14 protein-coding genes are annotated in these 17,465 nt (G+C 64.4%); 4 read left to right on the forward strand and 10 right to left on the reverse strand.

Annotation, left to right across the window (positions count from 1 at the left end; genetic code table 11):
• Positions 1-98: 98 nt before the first annotated feature.
• The 10 genes from RX330_RS25485 to RX330_RS25530 form a co-directional block, all read right to left on the reverse strand.
• The gene (locus RX330_RS25485; RefSeq protein WP_317240300.1) at positions 99-986 is read right to left on the reverse strand and encodes a 2-hydroxy-3-oxopropionate reductase; all 888 of its coding nucleotides are present in this window, start codon (positions 984-986) and stop codon (positions 99-101) included.
• Positions 987-1,087: 101 nt separating this feature from the next.
• Entirely contained in the window at positions 1,088-1,873 is a 786-nt protein-coding gene (gene hyi / locus RX330_RS25490; protein ID WP_317240301.1) for a hydroxypyruvate isomerase, read from the reverse strand.
• A gap of 11 nt (positions 1,874-1,884) precedes the next feature.
• Positions 1,885-3,669 carry a glyoxylate carboligase gene (gcl, locus tag RX330_RS25495; RefSeq protein ID WP_317240302.1) on the reverse strand — a complete coding sequence of 595 codons (1,785 nt, stop codon included), beginning with the start codon at positions 3,667-3,669 and terminating at the stop codon, positions 1,885-1,887.
• A 152-nt stretch (positions 3,670-3,821) separates the two neighbouring features.
• The gene (locus RX330_RS25500) at positions 3,822-5,624 is read right to left on the reverse strand and encodes an adenine deaminase C-terminal domain-containing protein (RefSeq protein WP_317240303.1); all 1,803 of its coding nucleotides are present in this window, start codon (positions 5,622-5,624) and stop codon (positions 3,822-3,824) included.
• 86 nt (positions 5,625-5,710) lie between these two features.
• On the reverse strand, positions 5,711-6,505 hold the full coding sequence (locus RX330_RS25505; protein WP_317240304.1) for an NYN domain-containing protein: 795 nt from the start codon (positions 6,503-6,505) through the stop codon (positions 5,711-5,713).
• Positions 6,506-6,557: 52 nt separating this feature from the next.
• On the reverse strand, positions 6,558-8,057 hold the full coding sequence (locus RX330_RS25510; protein WP_317240305.1) for a tripartite tricarboxylate transporter permease: 1,500 nt from the start codon (positions 8,055-8,057) through the stop codon (positions 6,558-6,560).
• The gene (locus RX330_RS25515) at positions 8,057-8,542 is read right to left on the reverse strand and encodes a tripartite tricarboxylate transporter TctB family protein (RefSeq protein WP_317240306.1); all 486 of its coding nucleotides are present in this window, start codon (positions 8,540-8,542) and stop codon (positions 8,057-8,059) included. Before RX330_RS25515 ends, RX330_RS25510 begins: the two co-directional genes overlap by 1 nt.
• Positions 8,539-9,507 (reverse strand): Bug family tripartite tricarboxylate transporter substrate binding protein, encoded by a 969-nt coding sequence (locus RX330_RS25520; RefSeq protein ID WP_317240307.1) that lies wholly within the window; start codon positions 9,505-9,507, stop codon positions 8,539-8,541. The genes RX330_RS25515 and RX330_RS25520 overlap by 4 nt, the downstream gene beginning before the upstream one ends.
• A gap of 107 nt (positions 9,508-9,614) precedes the next feature.
• Positions 9,615-10,457, reverse strand: coding sequence for an IclR family transcriptional regulator (locus tag RX330_RS25525; RefSeq protein ID WP_317243968.1), 843 nt, complete (start codon positions 10,455-10,457; stop codon positions 9,615-9,617).
• A 70-nt stretch (positions 10,458-10,527) separates the two neighbouring features.
• Positions 10,528-12,657 carry an acetate--CoA ligase family protein gene (locus RX330_RS25530; protein WP_317240308.1) on the reverse strand — a complete coding sequence of 710 codons (2,130 nt, stop codon included), beginning with the start codon at positions 12,655-12,657 and terminating at the stop codon, positions 10,528-10,530.
• Positions 12,658-13,001: 344 nt separating this feature from the next.
• Here RX330_RS25530 and RX330_RS25535 point away from each other — a divergent pair, with 344 nt between their 5' ends.
• The 4 genes from RX330_RS25535 (at position 13,002) to RX330_RS25550 (ending at position 17,320) form a co-directional block, all read left to right on the forward strand.
• Positions 13,002-13,697 carry a GntR family transcriptional regulator gene (locus tag RX330_RS25535; RefSeq protein WP_161537124.1) on the forward strand — a complete coding sequence of 232 codons (696 nt, stop codon included), beginning with the start codon at positions 13,002-13,004 and terminating at the stop codon, positions 13,695-13,697.
• A gap of 61 nt (positions 13,698-13,758) precedes the next feature.
• On the forward strand, positions 13,759-15,492 hold the full coding sequence (gene oxc / locus RX330_RS25540) for an oxalyl-CoA decarboxylase (RefSeq protein ID WP_317240309.1): 1,734 nt from the start codon (positions 13,759-13,761) through the stop codon (positions 15,490-15,492).
• Positions 15,493-15,554: 62 nt separating this feature from the next.
• Positions 15,555-16,832 carry a formyl-CoA transferase gene (frc, locus tag RX330_RS25545; RefSeq protein WP_212092349.1) on the forward strand — a complete coding sequence of 426 codons (1,278 nt, stop codon included), beginning with the start codon at positions 15,555-15,557 and terminating at the stop codon, positions 16,830-16,832.
• Positions 16,833-17,122: 290 nt separating this feature from the next.
• Entirely contained in the window at positions 17,123-17,320 is a 198-nt protein-coding gene (locus RX330_RS25550) for a hypothetical protein (protein ID WP_317240310.1), read from the forward strand.
• Positions 17,321-17,465 lie beyond the last annotated feature (145 nt).

Below are 17,465 nucleotides of genomic sequence, written 5' to 3' on the forward strand. Positions count from 1 at the left end.
TAATTGATATGCGCCTTCAACCGCGGGGCGAGACCATTGTTCCAGTTCCCCTGCGGCGAAAGACACACAGGATCCGGAGACTGTTACCGCGTAACAGTTCAGGCTGCGGTGATCTGGTGACCCGCCATCAGTTCCAGCGCGCGCACCATCGCCGAATGATCCCATGCCTTGCCGCCATGGGCGGTGCAGGACGAGAACAATTGCTGCGCCACCGCCGTGCTCGGCAGCGAGAGGCCGAGCGCACGCGCGCCTTCCAGCGCGAGGTTGAGATCCTTCTGGTGCAGCTCGATGCGGAAGCCGGGATCGAAATTGCGCTTCACCATGCGCTCGCCGTGGACCTCGAGAATCCGCGAGGAGGCAAAACCGCCCATCAGCGCCTGCCGCACCAGCGCCGGATCGGCTCCGGCCTTCGATGCAAACAGGAGCGCCTCGCTCACTGCTTCGATCGTCAGCGCGACGATGATCTGGTTGGCAACCTTCGTCGTCTGGCCGTCGCCATTGGCGCCGACGCGGGTGACGTTCTTGCCCATCTTGTCGAAGGCCGGTTTCATGGTGTTGTAGGCCCGCTCCGGGCCGCCGACCATGATGGTGAGGCTCGCCGCCTTGGCGCCAACCTCTCCACCCGACACCGGCGCGTCGAGATAGTCAGCCCCCAGCGCCTCGATCTTCTTTGCGAACTCCTTCGTCGCCAGCGGCGAGATCGAGCTCATGTCGACGACGATCTTGCCCTTGGAGATGCCGCTCGCGACACCGTCCTTGCCGAACAGCACCGCCTCCACATGCGGGGTATCAGGCACCATGATGATGACCGCGTCCGCCTCCTCCGCAACCGCTTTGCCGGATTTGCAGGCAATGCCGCCGGCCGCGATCAGCTCCGGCGCAACGGGCGCGACGTCGTGCAGGAAAACACGATGGCCCGCGCCAAGAAGATGGCCGGCCATCGGCCGTCCCATGGTGCCAAGTCCGATGAAGCCGATGTCGATCATGTCTGGTTTCTCTCAGTTGTCTTCGCAAAATTCCATCCACGCGCTCGGTGCACCTCTCCCGCGCGCGGGAGAGGGAGCGCACCGCGAGCGTGACATGTCCTCTACGTCTCGAATGTCCGCGCTGCGTGCCACGAGAGCCCTTCCAGCGTCGTGGTGCGCGGCTTGTATTCGCAGCCGACCCAGCCACGATAGCCGATCGCGTCGAGATGCCGGAACAGGAAGGGATAGTTGATCTCGCCGGTGCCGGGCTCGTGGCGGCCGGGATTGTCGGCGAGCTGGATATGAGCAATCTGCGGCAGATATTCCTGCATGGTGCGGGCCAGATCGCCCTCCATGATCTGCATGTGGTAGATGTCGTACTGGATGAAGAGGTTGTTCGACCGCACGTCCGAGGTCAGCTGCACCGCCTGCTCGGTGCCGTTGAGGAAGAAGCCGGGAATGTCGAGCGTGTTGATCGGCTCGACCAGAAGCTTGATGTTCTCCCGCGCCAGCGTCGAAGCCGCAAAGCGCAGATTGCCGACCAGGGTCTCCTGAAGCTCGCGCGGATCGGCGTCAGCAGGCGCGATGCCGACGAGACAGTTGAGCTGCTCGCAATCGAGCGCCTTGGCATAGTCGATGGCGCGGAATACGCCGTCGCGAAATTCGGCGGTGCGATCGGGCAGGATCGCGATGCCACGCTCGCCTGCCGCCCAGTTGCCTGCGGGGAGATTGTGCAGAACCTGCTTCAGCCCATAGGCCTCGAGCTGCTCGCGCAGCTGCGCCTTGTCGAAGTCGTAGGGAAAGAGATACTCGACCCCGGCAAAGCCCGCGGCCTTCGCCGCCGTGAAGCGCTCGAGGAACGGCATCTCGTTGAAGAGCATGGTGAGGTTGGCGGCAAATTTCGGCATGATACGGTCCCCTATTCCGCCGGCTGCAACACGCGTGTGGTTGCGACCTCGTCGAGCGGAAGGTCCAGCACCTCCTCGAACTCGACGATGTTGTCGATCTCGGTGCCCATCGCGATATTGGTGACGCGTTCGAGGATGAACTCGACCACCACGGGCACGCGGTGCCTGGCCATCAATTCGCGCGCGGTGGCGAACGCCGCCTGCGTATCCTTGGGGTCGGTGACGCGGATGGCCTTGCAGCCGAGGCCTTCGGCGACTGCGACGTGGTCGACGCCGTATCCATTGAGCTCGGGCGCATTGACGTTCTCGAACGAGAGCTGGACGTGATAGTCCATGTCGAAGCCGCGCTGTGCCTGGCGGATCAGGCCGAGATAGGAGTTGTTCACGACGACGTGGATGTAGGGCAGATTGAATTGCGCCCCGACCGCGAGCTCCTCGATCAGGAACTGGAAGTCGTAATCGCCTGAGAGCGCGACGATCTCACGATCCGGGCACGCGGCACGCACGCCGAGCGCGGCGGGCAGCGTCCAGCCGAGCGGCCCTGCCTGCCCGGCATTGATCCAGTTGCGCGGCTTGTAAACACCGAGAAACTGCGCGCCGGCGATCTGCGACAGGCCGATCACGGTGACATAAGTGGTGTCGCGACCGAACGCCTTGTTCATCTCCTCGTAGACACGCTGCGGCTTGATCGGGACGTTCTCGAAATGGCTCTTGCGCAGCATCGTCTTCTTGCGATCTCGGCAGGCAGCGGGCCACGCCTGGCGCTCGCGGAGCTTGCCCGAGCGCCGCCACTCCCTGGCGACGGTGACGAACAGCTCGAGCGCGGCTTTCGCATCCGAGACGATGCCGAGATCGGGATTGAACACGCGCCCGATCTGGGTCGGCTCGATGTCGACATGCACGAAGATGCGACCCTTGGTGTAGGTCTCGACCGAGCCGGTATGACGGTTGGCCCAGCGATTGCCGATACCGAGCACGAAGTCGGATTCGAGCATGGTGGCGTTGCCGTAGCGGTGGCTGGTCTGGAGACCCACCATGCCGGCCATCAGCACGTGATCGTCGGGGATCGCGCCCCACCCCATCAGGGTCGGCACGACAGGCACATTGGCGATCTCGGCGAATTCCACCAGCAGGTCCGAAGCGTCGGCATTGATGATGCCGCCACCCGCGACGATCAGCGGACGCTCGGCAGCATTGAGCATCTCCAGCGCCTTCTCGACCTGCTTGCGCGTCGCGGCCGGCTTGTAGACCGGCAACGGCTCATAGGTCTCGTCGTCGAACTCGATTTCGGCGAGCTGCACGTCGAGCGGCATGTCGATCAGCACCGGCCCCGGTCGGCCCGAGCGCATCACGTGAAAAGCCTGGCTGAACACACGCGGCACCAGCGCCGGCTCGCGCACCGTCACCGCCCATTTGGTCACAGGCTTTGCAATCGACTCGATGTCGACCGCCTGGAAATCCTCCTTGTAGAGCCGTGCGCGCGGCGCCTGCCCGGTGATGCAGAGGATCGGAATGGAATCGGCGATCGCCGAATAGAGGCCGGTGATCATGTCGGTGCCGGCCGGCCCCGAGGTTCCAATGCAGACGCCGATATTGCCGGCCTTGGCGCGGGTGTAGCCCTCCGCCATGTGCGAAGCGCCCTCCACGTGGCGTGCCAAAATGTGGCGGATCGAGCCGCGCTTCTTCAGCGCCGAGTAAAGCGGATTGATCGCGGCCCCGGGAACCCCGAAGGCAGTGGAGATGCCCTCTCTCTCAAGAATTCGCACGGCAGCATCGATAGCTCGCATCTTCGCCATATCGGACCTCGCTCAAGTTGCGTCAGCGAGCGAGATCATCGGGCGCGCGGCATGCGATCTCAACGAGATCGATTTTATTTTCCACGATGCGGCAGCCGCAGGAAAAACGCGGCGGCCTCAATCGGTTAGATCGAGATACACGTGAAAGATGATTACTCGAACAGAGGCGCCAGCTCCATCTGTGGCACCAGCACGAGGCCCTTGTCGGTGATGCGGATTTCCGGAATGACCGATAGCGGAATCAAATTGAAACCCATGTAGGGGATGGTGCAGCCGGCCTCGGCCCATTCCTTCTTCAGCGCCTTGACCTCTTGGGCCACTTCGGTGACGCGCTTGTCGGACAGGAGCCCCGCGATCGGCAGCGGGACCAGCGCCCTCACCTTGCCGTCGGCGACGACGCAGACACCACCCTGTTGCGCTTTGATGGCTGATATTGCCGCATGCATATCGCCCTCGTTGGTGCCCGCGACGATGATGTTATGGCTGTCGTGCCCGACGCTGGAGGCGACTGCGCCGCGCTTGAGGCCAAAATCCTTCAGCAGGCCGTGGGCAACGTTGCCCGCGGATTTGCCGTGACGCTCGACCACCGTGACGAAGCAGAGGCCGTACCGCGCGAACAGCGACGGCCAGTCCTTTGCCGGCTCGATCGCGACCTTCTCGTGGATCAGCGTAATGCCCGGCAGCGCGGTCTTGATCGCATTGACGGTGCAGGCCGTCGCCGGCAGCTCCGGCGTCAGCTTCATCGTCTCCGGCAGTTTGACGGTGGCGTAAGCAGCCTTCGGATATTGATAGCGCTGCGACAGCGCCTGATCGAGAAGCGGCGTGATCTTGCCATGCTCGACCACGAGCTCGCCGCCATACCAGGTACATTGGGGCCTGAGCTGATCGTCCATCAGCACGAGATCGGCCCGGCGTCCGCCGCCGAGCCCGCCGATATCGCCATCCATGCCGAAGCGGGTTGCGCCATGCAGCGAGCCCATCGACCAGGCCTGTTCCGGCGACATGCCGGCTTTCACGGCTTCGCGCACCACCCAATCCAGACCGAACAGCAGGAGATCGTCGGCATCGCGGTCGTCGGTGCACACGGCGGTGCGCTTGTGAGAGGCCCCGAGCTCGGTGACCGTGCGGATCGCCTGCGGCAGCGAGTGCCATGGCGTCGTCGGCGGCCCGCCGCGCAGGAACACCCAGACGCCAGCGTCGAGCAGATCGTCGGCGATGTCGCGATCAATCGCCTCATGGGTGTCGGTCACGCCGCTCGCCGCATAGGCCGCAACAAATTCGCGGCCGTAGACGTGACCAGAGACGGGACGGCCCCGCTTCAAGGCGGCCGCGAGGATGGCGTGACTACGCTCGTCGCCCATCGTCACCGGCACAAAGTCCATCTTCTCGCCGAGCGCGACAGCCTCCGGCCAACGATCGAACAGGCCGGCGATCTTGTCCGGTGTGAGGTCTCCGCCGGCGGTCTCCAGTTCCGCCGAGGTCGCCGGCACCGTGCTCGGCACCGTCAGGAAGATCGAGAGCGGCGCCTCGCGCGCGTCCTCCAGCATCGCCTCGACGCCGGCGACGTCCATGACGTTGCCGATCTCGTGGCTGTCGCAAAAGATCGTGGTGGTGCCGTTCAGCAGCGCCGCCTCCGCATAAGCGCAGGCCGTCACCATCGAGGATTCGATGTGGATGTGCGGATCGACCAGGCCCGGCGCGATGATGCCGCCGGCCGCGTCGTAAGTCGCGACACCGCTCCAGGCCTTCTTCGCCGTACCCGCTGGCTTCACCGCGGCGATGCGCCCGCCGGTGATCCAGATCTCCCGACCGGGTTGGATGCGCTCCGAATAGGTCGAGAGCACCCGGGCGCCGGTCACAACGAGGTCGGGCGCGAGACGTGCGGAGGCCACATCGGCCAGACGCCGGGTCATCGCATGCAGCGGTTCGACGGCAAAGCGGGCAAGTTTGGTCATCGGGACCCCTCGCGTGGCGGTACGGCCCTGCGATGGTTACGCCGTGCGCCAGACCGGGCAAGCTCAAATATGGCGGCACGCCTTGCTTACGCTTTAGGCGCCGAACTGCCTGCCGTTGCGGCCCTTCGGCGCGAGTTCCGCGGTCTCGAAATCGGTGCGGCAGCGGGTTTGACCCGAATCCGCATCGACCGCCCTTTTTGCTCGTCAATCTCGAAGGAATTTGTCTTCCGTACGAGGTCGCTCAGCTTTCGGAAGCCGAACGTCCTCGGATCGAAATCGGATGCGAGGTTGGCAAGCTGCCGGCCGACCTCGCCGAGAGGGACCCAGCCGTCCTCGCTCTCCATCTGGGTGATGACCTTCTTGATGATGGGTGTGGCCGCATCGGGCGGCTGAAGCGGCGCCGCCCGCGAGGTGGCGTCCTGCGTATTCGCTGATCCAGCGAGGAGGTTCTCGGTGTAAACGAATCTGCGGCAAGCCTGGCGGAAGCTTTCCGGCGTCTTCTGCTCGCCGAACCCGAAGACGTCGATGCCCTGCTCCCGGATGCGGGCAGCCAAGCGGGTAAAGTCGCTGTCGGACGAAACCAGGCAAAACCCGTCGAACCGGCCGCTGTGAAGCAGGTCCATCGCATCGATAACCAGGGTGATGTCAGAGGCGTTCTTTCCCGTCGTATAAGCGAACTGCTGCTGCGGGATGATGGCGTGCTTCGACAGGATGTCGGCCCAGCCCCTGGATCGTGCGTTGGAGAAGTCGCCGTAGATGCGGCGGACGCTGGCCTCCCCGATCTTGGCAATCTCCTCGAACAGGCCGTCCGCGATCTTCGCCGAGGCATTGTCGGCGTCGATCAGAACCGCGAGACGGGGCGAACGGAGCTCAGAAGGCATGACAGTTCCCCACGAATGGACGCGACACGAGAAGACAAATGCGTCGGGACGGCTAGTCCTCGTTCGCCTTGAAGCGTCCCATCCCCTTCAGCACAAAGGGGGCCAACAGCGCAACCAGCGCGATGCCGAGCAGTGTCGCCGAGATCGGGCTTTGCAGCAGCGTCATGGGATCGCCAAGGCTGATCGCCAGCGCTCTGCGCAACTGGCTCTCGGCGATCGGGCCCAGGATCAGGCCGACGACGACAGGCGCGATCGGAAAATCGAACCGGCGCATCAGGAATCCGAGCACGCCGAAGCCGGCCAGCATCGACAGCTCGATGACCGACGGCTTTGCCGCGATGGTGCCCATGGTCGCGAACACGAGGATGCCGGCGTAGAGCCAGGGCTGTGGGATCGCGAGCAGCCGCACCCACAGGCCGACCAGCGGCAAATTGAGCACCAGCAGCATCATGTTGGCGATGAACAGGCTGGCGATCAGGCCCCACACGAGGTCAGGCCGCTCGGCGAACAGCAGCGGCCCCGGGTTGAGGCCATATTGCTGGAATCCCGCCAGCATCATCGCGGCCGTCGCCGAGGTCGGCAGCCCCAGCGTCAGCAGCGGCACCAAGGTGCCGGCGGCAGAGGCGTTGTTGGCGGCTTCCGGTCCGGCCACGCCCTCGATCGCGCCTTTGCCGAATTCTTCGGGATGTTTCGTCAGCCGCTTCTCGGTCGAATAGGACAGGAAGGTCGGGATCTCTGCACCGCCCGCGGGTAGCGCGCCGATCGGGAAGCCGAACATGGTGCCGCGCAACCACGGCTTCCACGAGCGCTTCCAGTCTTCCTTCGTCATCCACAGCGAGCCGCGCACCGGCTCGAGCTTCTCCTCGCTGTGGTGGCGGCGCGATGCGACGTAGAGCGCCTCGCCGACCGCGAACAGGCCCACCGCAAGCGTCGTCACCTCGACGCCGTCAAGCAGCTCGGGGACGCCAAACGCAAGCCGGGCCTGGCCGGTCAACTTGTCGATGCCGACGAGGCCGAGCGTCAGGCCGATGAACAGGCTGGTCAGGCCGCGGATCGGAGAATCTCCGAATGTCGCCGACACCGTGACGAAGGCGACGCACATCAAAGCAAAATAATCCTCGGGGCCAAAGCGCACGGCGAAATCGACCAGCCAAGGCGCCAGGAACGCCAGACCGATGGTGGCGATGGTGCCGGCGACAAAGGAGCCGATCGCCGAGGTCGCAAGCGCCGGCCCGCCGCGGCCCGCCTTGGCCATCTTGTTGCCTTCGAGCGCGGTCGCCATCGAGGCGCTTTCGCCGGGCGTATTGATCAGGATCGCCGTGGTCGATCCGCCGTACATGCCGCCGTAATAGATGCCGGCGAACATGATCAGCGATCCGCCGGGATCGAGCTTGTAGGTGACCGGCAGCAGCAGTGCGACCGTCAAGGCCGGACCGATGCCGGGCAGCACGCCCACGGCGGTGCCGAGAAACACGCCGATCAGCGCGTAAAGCAAATTCATCGGCTGGACGGCGACGGCCATGCCGTGGGCAAGCGCCGCAAAAGTATCCATCACAGCAGTCGCTCCAGAGGTCCGGCCGGAAGGCTCAGCGTCAGCAGGCGGTCAAACGCGAGATAAATGAGCGTCGACATCACGAGGGCGATGATAGAATCCACCAGGATGGCGCGGCGCCCGAACGCCGCCGACGTCGTCACGAACAGCGCCGAGGTCGCCAGGTTGAAGCCGCCGCCGAAGCCGATGATGGCGATCAGCAGCGCCAGGCCGATGAGGATCAAGATCACCGGCACGGGATCGGCGCTCTCTCGCGCCGGCAGATTGCCGCGCAGCGCGTCGATAAGATTGCCGATCGCGAGCAGCGCGAGGCCGATGGCGATCACGACAGGCATCGCCTCCGGCCCCATGCCGTACATCGCGGTGGATTGCAGGTGGCGCGCGTCAAGGACCAGCACCGCGGCAAGACCTGCGAGAAGCGCGGCGATGACGATGCCGGCGCGATCGACGCGCCGCGGCGGCTGGGCCGGATCGCCTGAGGTCATGATTTGACGAGGCCGACCGACTTCAGCACGTCGGTGACGCGCACGGTTTCCTTCTTCAGGAAATCGGCGAAGGCGTCGCCGCCGAGATAGGCATCCTCCCAGCCCTTCTGCTTGAGGATTTCCTTCCAGGCATCCGACTTCACCATCTTCTCGACCGCCTCCGTCAGCGTCTTCTTCTGCTCAGGCGTAATACCGGGAGGCGCGACCACCGAGCGCCAGTTGGCAATCACGAGGTCGATGCCCTGCTCCTTGAAGGTCGGGATGTCGTTGCCCGGGAGGCGCTTCTCCGAGGTGACGCCGATCGCGCGCAGCTTGCCGGACTTGATCTGCCCTTCATATTCGCTGAGGCCCGAAATGCCCGCGGTGACCTTGCCGCCGAGGATCGCGGCGAGCGACTCACCGCCGCCGGAGAACGGGATGTAGTTGATCTTCTTGGCGTCGGCACCGACCGCGCCGGCGAACAGGGCCGCCATCACATGGTCGACGCCGCCGGCCGAACCCCCGGCAAACGTGACCTTGGCGATGTCGGCCTTCACCGCGGCGGCGAGATCCTGCGCAGTCTTGATCGGCGAATTCGCGGGAACCACGATCACCTGGATTTCCTCGGTCAGGCGCGCGATCGGCGTCACCTGCTCCAGCGTCACCGGCGACTTGTTCATGGCCAGCGCGCCTACCATGACGAAGCCGTTGACCATCATCTGGTTGCCGTCGCCCTTGGCACCGTTGACGAACTGCGCAATGCCCACACTGCCGCCGGCGCCGGGAACGTTGGTGACCTGCACGCTGCGCGCAACACCGGAAGCCACCAGAGCCTGCTGCATCGATCGCGCGGTCTGGTCCCAGCCGCCGCCGGGCGCGGCCGGCGCCATCAGCTTGAGCTCGAGCGGTTGGGCCAGGGAAGGCGTCGCTGCCGCAAGGGTCAGCGCAACGGCCGCGCCGGCAAGGCGCGGGGAAAAGCGAAACATGGGGGCATCTCCAGGCTCATGCGGACGTTTGCCGCATTGTGTCGTTTGGTCGCATATCAGCCAAAACGGCCGATGCTGTCCAGCGACAGCGCCCAGATTCCTCCGCTTTAGCGGGGCGTCGGCATCACCCCGCCCAGGGCGAGGGTCAGTTCGCCGGCGACATTGCGCACGATTTGGCCCACGTCCGGCAATCTGTCGTCGGTCAGGCGGCTGGTCATGCCGGAGACGGAAATCGCCGCGAGCGGCTCGGCGCAGTCGTTGTATACCACCGCGGCAATGCAGCGAAGGCCCATGCAGGCCTCTTCATCGTCGAGCGCAAAACCCTGCTGGCGGATCTTTTCGAGTTCCTTGAACAGATCGCTCGGCCGCACGATCGACTTCCCGGTCAGGCGCGGCATGCCGTGATGGCGGATGACGGCGCCGACGTCCTCGTCCGAATAGGTCGCGAGCACCGCCTTGCCGACGCCTGACGTCACCATAGGGACCCGGCCGCCGACCTGGGTCAGCGAACGCATGATCTCGCGGCTCTCCATGCGGGTGAGAACGATGATGAATTCGTCGTCGACGACGGCGAGATTGGCGGTCTCGCGGGTGAGATCGCGCAGCTTGCGCAAGTAAGGAATCGCCTGCGTCGAGAAGTTGCGCCGCCACGCAAAGCTCGCGCCGACCGTGAAGGCGCGCGAGCCGACGTGCCATTTGGATTCGGCGCGGTCGAACTGCACGAAGCGACGGCTTTCCAGCGTCGCCAGCAGACGGTGCACAGTCGAGGCCGACAGACCGGTGCGCACGGCCAGATCGCTGAGCCGATAGCCCTCGTCGTCCTCGGCCAGCGTTTCGAGAATCGACAGCGCGCGGTCGACGGACTGCACACCGCCGTCACGCGCCTCGTGCTCGACCTCTGACGAAGACCGGGCCTCAAGCGACTTGCGCCGGATCACGTTCTTGCTCATCGCGACCTTGGCTAATGTCATTTCCGGGACGCGCGGAAGCACGAACCCGGAAATGACAGGAGAGACAGCGTCAGAGCAGCCCTGCCCCGCGCGCCCATTTGTACTTGGCGCCGAGCACCTCGACCGGAAGCTCGGTCGAATAGGCATAGGCCGGGATGCCGTTCTGGTAGAGATATTCGGCGGCTTCCTCGACCTCGACGTCGCCGGCCAGTGAGGCCACGATCGGCTTCACGAAGCCCTTGGCCTCCATCTCCTTCTTCACCTCGACCATGTTGCGGGCGAACACCATCGGCGGGGTGACGATGGTGTGCCAGTAGCCGAGGATCAGCGAATGGATGCGCTCGTCCGACAGGCCGAGCTTCACCGTGTTGACATAGGTGATCGGCGGCTCGCCGCCGGTGATATCCACGGGATTTCCGGCAGCGCCAAACGGCGGGATGAACTTGCGGAACGCCGCATCGAGATCCGGCGGCATCGACATCAGCGACAGACCGTTGTCGACGCAGGAATCCGACAGCAGCACGCCCGAGCCGCCGGCACCGGTGATGATCAGCACGTTCTCGCCCTTCGGCGTCGGCAGCACCGGCACGCCGCGGGCGAATTCGAGCAGTTGCCGCAAGCTGCGGGCCCGGATCACGCCGGACTGCGCCAGGACGTCCTCGTAGATCTTGTCGTTACCGGCGAGCGCGCCGGTGTGCGAGGACGCCGCCTTCGCGCCGGCGGAGGTGCGGCCGGCCTTGAGCACGACGACCGGCTTCTTCTTGGAGACGCGCTTTGCGGCTTCCGCAAAGGCGCGGCCGTCCTTGAGGTCTTCGCAATGCTGGGCAATGATCGAGGTGTTCGGGTCCTGCTCGAAGAAGGCGAGCAGATCGTCCTCGTCGATGTCGGACTTGTTGCCGAGGCCGACGATGGCCGAGACGCCCATTTTGGCCGAGCGCGAGAACCCGATGATTGCCATGCCGATGCCGCCCGACTGCGACGACAGCGCCGCGTGGCCCTTGACGTCGTAAGCCGTGCAGAAGGTCGCGCAGAGATTGGCGGGCGTATAATAGAAGCCGTAGATGTTCGGCCCCATCAGGCGGATGTCGTATTTCTTGCCGACCTCGACGATCTCGGCCTGCAGCTCGGGCGCGCCGGCCTCGGCAAAGCCCGACGGAATCAGCACCGCACCCGGGATTTTCTTCTCGCCGCATTCGGTCAGCGCCGCCGCCACGAACTTCGCGGGGATCGCGAACACCGCGGTGTCGATCACGCCCGGCACGTCCTTGACGCTCTTGTAGGCCTTGTAGCCGAGGATCTCGGCGGCCTTGGGATGGATCGGATAGATATCGCCCTTGTAGCCGCCGTTGATGAGGTTCTTCATCACGGAGTTGCCGATCTTGCCGTCCTCCGCAGAGGCGCCGACCACGGCGACCGCCTTCGGCTGCATGATACGGTTCATCGCCGCGACGATCTCTTCGGTCGGACGCGGCTTCGGCTTCGGCACATAGGCGAAGTCGACGACGATGCGGACGTCGGCGGCGGTCGCGCCCTTCGGCGTCGCGAAAACAGGGTTGAGATCGAGCTCGACGATTTCAGGGAAATCGGTGACGAGCTGCGAGACCTTGACGATGACATCCGCAAGCGCCGTGCGGTTCACTGGCTCGCCGCCGCGCACGCCCTTCAGGATCTCATGCGCCTGGATGCCGTCGAGCATCGAGAGCGCGTCTTCCTTGGTCGCGGGCGCCAGGCGGAAGGTGATGTCCTTGAGGACTTCGACCAGCACGCCGCCGAGGCCGAAGGCGACCAGCTTGCCGAACGAGCCGTCGGTGATCGAACCGACGATCACTTCGGTGCCGCCGGCCAGCATCTGCTGCACCTGGACGCCCTCGATCTTGGCGTCGGCCTTGTACTTCCTGGCATTGCCGAGGATGGTCTCGTAGGCCTTCTCGGCCTCCTCGGCCGTCTTGAGGCCGACGATGACGCCGCCCGCTTCGGTCTTGTGAAGGATATCAGGCGAGACGATCTTCATCACGACCGGGAAGCCCATGGACGAAGCCATCTTGCCGGCCTCGCCGGCCGACTTCGCCACGCCCTCCTTCGGCACCGGAATGCCGTAGGCGTCGCAGACCAGCTTGCCTTCCGGCGCCGTCAGGCTGGTGCGGTTGTCCGCCTTGACCTGGTCAAGCACCTTGCGGACGGCATCTTTGGAATTGGACATGTGGCTTCTCCCTTGACTCAGTTCGTTCTTTTCAAAGCGCGCGCGTAGCGGCTGCCGTGATGCTTGCCATTCGCCGCGCTTCGTTCCATGCCGCGGACCGGAGTGGCGTAAAGCCAGGATACTCCGCCGGCTTGGATCAAAAATGGCTGGCGATGGCATTTGGTATGCCAGAAGCCAACTTGTCAAGCCAGAGCGCACCTTAGAAGCCCGCAAAAAATAGCCAGCTTGACATTCTGGCATGTGGTATGCCAAAAACTTTCCCGTTAATATTCCTGTAAAAGACGACTCCCCACTGGAGGAGATTCGTCGTGTCACTACGGAAACCAACCAAGGCGTTGCCGAACATGGCCGAGGCAGACATCGCAATCGTTCGTATTGCCCCGGAGAGCAGCTTCAAGAACAAGGCGTATGACGCCTTGAAGGAAGCCATCCTCAAGATGGACATCTATTCGACGCCCGAGCCGGTGATGCTCGACGAGCGCGCGCTGTCCGAGCGCCTCGGCGTCAGCCGCACCCCGATCCGCGAAGCCATCGCGATGCTCGAGCAGGATGGTTTCGTGAAAACCGTGCCGCGTCGCGGCATCATGGTGGTGCGCAGGACCAAGAGCGAGATCGTCGACATGATCCGCGCCTGGGCAGCGCTGGAGAGCATGGCCGCTCGCCTCATCACCACCACCGCGCGCAAGAAGGACATTACGGCGCTGCGCGACTTCTTCAAGGATTTCGGCAAGGACCGCCTGCCCGAGGATCACGTCGAGGAATATTCGCGGGCCAACATCGCCTTCCACCAGGCGCTGATCTCGCTGTCGGAATCGCCGGTGCTGGTCGATCTCACCAACGACCTCCTGCTGCACGTGCGCGGCTATCGCCAATTGACCATCGGCCGCAAGGACCGCACCGCGACCTCGCTGCCCGAGCATCTCGGCATGATCGAAGCACTGGAGGCCCGCGACACCGAGCTCGCCGAGAAACGCGCCCGCGACCACACCCTCGGCCTTGCCGCATACGTCGAAGCGCATGGTCAGGAACTCTTCACTTAGCAACGTTCACCAGAAGGGCGAAAAACTCGCCCCACTACTTGAGACCAGGGAGACAAGGCCCATGCTGAATACCGCGACCAAGTCCGAAGCACCGGGCACCGAGCAGAAGCTGACGGATGGCTTTCATCTCGTCATCGACGCGCTCAAGCTGAACGGCATCAACACCATCTATAATGTGCCGGGCATCCCGATCACGGACTTGGGCCGCATGGCGCAGGCCGCCGGTATTCGCGTGATCTCCTTCCGTCACGAGCAGAACGCCGGCTACGCCGCGGGTATCGCCGGCTATCTCACCAAGAAACCCGGCGTCTGCCTCACGGTGTCGGCGCCCGGCTTCCTCAACGGCCTCACCGCGCTCGCGCACGCCACAACCAACTGCTACCCGATGATCCTCGTCTCCGGCTCCTCCGAGCGCGAGATCGTCGACCTGCAGCAGGGCGACTATGAGGAGATGGACCAGCTCGCGATTGCAAAGCCGCTGTGCAAGGCGGCCTTCCGTGTGCTCCACGCCCAGGACATCGGCATCGGTTTCGCCCGCGCCATCCGCGCAGCCGTTTCCGGCCGTCCGGGCGGCGTCTATCTCGACCTGCCGGCAAAGCTGTTCGGCCAGGTGATGAACGCCGAGGCCGGCCAGAAGTCGCTGATCAAGGTGATCGATGCGGCGCCCGCGCAGATCCCCTCGCCCGCTTCGGTGAAGCGCGCGCTTGATGTCTTGAAGAGCGCCAAGCGTCCGCTCATCATCCTCGGCAAGGGCGCGGCCTACGCGCAGGCGGATGAGGAGATCAAGAGCTTCGTCGAGAAGAGCGGCGTGCCGTTCCTCCCGATGAGCATGGCCAAGGGCCTTCTTCCCGATACCCATCCGCAATGCGCCGGCGCGGCCCGCTCGACGGTGCTGAAAGAATCCGACGTCGTCATGCTGATTGGCGCGCGGCTGAACTGGCTGCTCTCGCACGGCAAGGGCAAGAGCTGGGGCGAGGCGCCCAAGAAGTTCATCCAGGTCGACATCGAGCCCCGCGAGATGGACTCCAACGTCGAGATCGTCGCCCCCGTGGTCGGCGACATCGGCTCGGTCGTCTCCGCCTTCAACCAGGCGATGGCGACGGGTTGGACCGCCCCGCCCGCCGACTGGACCAAGGCGATTTCGTCCAAGCGCGAAGAGAACGTCGCCAAGATGGCGCCGAAGCTCATGAACAACAAGTCGCCGATGGACTATCACGGCGCACTCGGCGTGCTGAAGAACGTGATCAAGGAGTATCCCGAGGCGATCCTCGTCAACGAGGGCGCCAACACGCTCGACCTCGCCCGCGGCGTCATCGACATGTACCGGCCGCGCAAGCGTCTCGACGTCGGCACCTGGGGCGTGATGGGCATCGGCATGGGCCAGGCGATCGCCGCCGCGCTCGAGACCGGTCACCCCGTGCTCGCGGTGGAAGGCGACAGCGCGTTCGGCTTCTCCGGCATGGAGGTCGAGACGATCTGCCGCTATAACCTGCCGATCTGCGTCGTCATCTTCAACAATGACGGCATCTATCGCGGCACCGACGTCAACGGCGCCAATGCCGATCCGGCGACGACGGTGTTCGTCAAGGGCGCGCGTTACGACAAGATGATGGAAGCCTTCGGCGGCGTCGGCGTCAATGCGACCTCGCCCGACGAGCTCAAGCGCGCGGTCAACGAGGCGATGGCCTCCGGCAAGCCGACGCTGATCAACGCGGTGATCGACCCGGCCGCGGGCTCGGAGAGCGGCCGCATCGGCAACCTCAATCCGCAGAGCGTCCTGCAAAAGAAGAAGTAAGTCCACCCCTAACCCTTATTTCCCTGCCGGGCGCAGGGGCAGACAGAGTACGGAGCAACACGATGACCAAAGCGCTCACGGGCGTTCGCATTCTCGACTTCACCCACGTCCAGTCCGGCCCGACCTGCACGCAGTTGCTGGCATGGTTCGGCGCGGACGTGATCAAGGTGGAGCGTCCGGGCGTGGGTGACATCACCCGCGGCCAGCTGCAGGACATCCCGAACGTGGACAGCCTGTATTTCACCATGCTCAACCACAACAAGCGCTCGATCACGCTCGACACCAAGAACCCCAAGGGGAAGGAAGTGCTCACCGAGCTGATCAAGAAGTGCGACGTGCTGGTCGAGAATTTCGGCCCCGGCGTGCTCGACCGCATGGGCTTCCCCTGGGAGAAGATCCAACAGATCAACCCGAAGATGATCGTCGCCTCGATCAAGGGCTTTGGCCCGGGGCCCTACGAAGACTGCAAGGTCTATGAGAACGTCGCGCAGTGCACCGGCGGCGCCGCCTCCACCACCGGCTTCCGCGACGGCCTTCCGCTCGTCACCGGCGCGCAGATCGGCGATTCCGGCACCGGCCTGCACCTCGCGCTCGGCATCGTCACCGCGCTCTATCAGCGCACGCATTCGGGCAAGGGCCAGCGCGTCACCGCCGCGATGCAGGACGGCGTGCTCAACCTCGCCCGCGTCAAGCTGCGCGACCAGCAGCGCCTCGCCCACGGTCCGCTCAAGGAATACAGCCAGTTCGGCGAAGGCATTCCGTTCGGCGATGCCGTGCCGCGCGCCGGCAACGATTCCGGCGGCGGCCAGCCCGGCCGCATCCTGAAGTGCAAGGGCTGGGAGACCGATCCGAACGCCTACATCTACTTCATCACCCAGGCTCCGGTCTGGGAGAAGATCTGCGACGTGATCGGCGAGCCCACCTGGAAGACCGATCCGAACTACGCCAAGCCGGCCGCCCGCCTGCCGCGGCTGAACGAGATCTTCGCCCGCATCGAGCAGTGGACGATGACCAAGACCAAGTTCGAGGCGATGGAAATCCTCAACAAGGACGACATCCCCTGCGGCCCGATTCTGTCGATGAAGGAAATCGCGGAAGACCAGTCGCTGCGCGCGACCGGCACCGTGGTCGAGGTCGACCACCCCACCCGCGGCAAGTACATCTCGGTCGGCAACCCGATCAAGCTGTCGGATAGCCCGAGCGACGTCGAGCGGTCCCCGCTGCTCGGAGAGCACACCGACGAGATCCTGCGCTCGGTGCTCGGCTTCTCGGATCACCAGGTGGCCGAGATCCACAAGTCCGGCGCCCTCGACCCGCCGCAGAAGCAGGCCGCGGAGTAGGACATCGCATCAAGACGACGAAAGGCCGCCGATATCGGCGGCCTTTTTCGTGCGCACCGAGGGAACCGAACCGCGGGCCAGCCGTTACTCCTTCGACCAGCATGCTCTCAGAAGTGCGAGCGGACCGCCTCCACGGCGAGTGACCAGGCGTCACGCCAAAGACCCGTCCAACACTGAAGGATTATCACCCTCCCCGTGGAGGGTGACTAGTCAGTCCGTGTCGGCTTGCGAGCGGGAGACGTCGCGTCCGGCGCTCGCGGGACACGCCTATTGATCGAAGTGAGGCTGAAATGTTGAGAGATCAATCCTCTGATCGCGCCAAGCGCGAAGCCAACAAGGCGTTCAAGCCTGCCAAGACGCAGAAGCCGATGAACGACTATGCGAAGGACCAGCACTCCCTCAACGAGAATCGCGAGCGACTCAAGGCGGAGCGATTGGCCCGCGAGGCAAAGTCGAAAGACCTGCCCGGAAAAGAATTGCCCGAATAAACGTCCTGTCGCTCAATAAATCACACTGGTGAGCTCAAGCCAGCATCGATGCCACGCTTTGAGCGGTCACCGTGCTCTGTCGGCAAGTTGTTCGCGAAAGAACTTCACCACAGCCGCATCGAACTCGCACGGATACCAGAGCGTG

This window comes from Bradyrhizobium sp. NDS-1 (assembly GCF_032918005.1).
Taxonomy (GTDB): Bacteria; Pseudomonadota; Alphaproteobacteria; order Rhizobiales; family Xanthobacteraceae; genus Bradyrhizobium; species Bradyrhizobium tunisiense.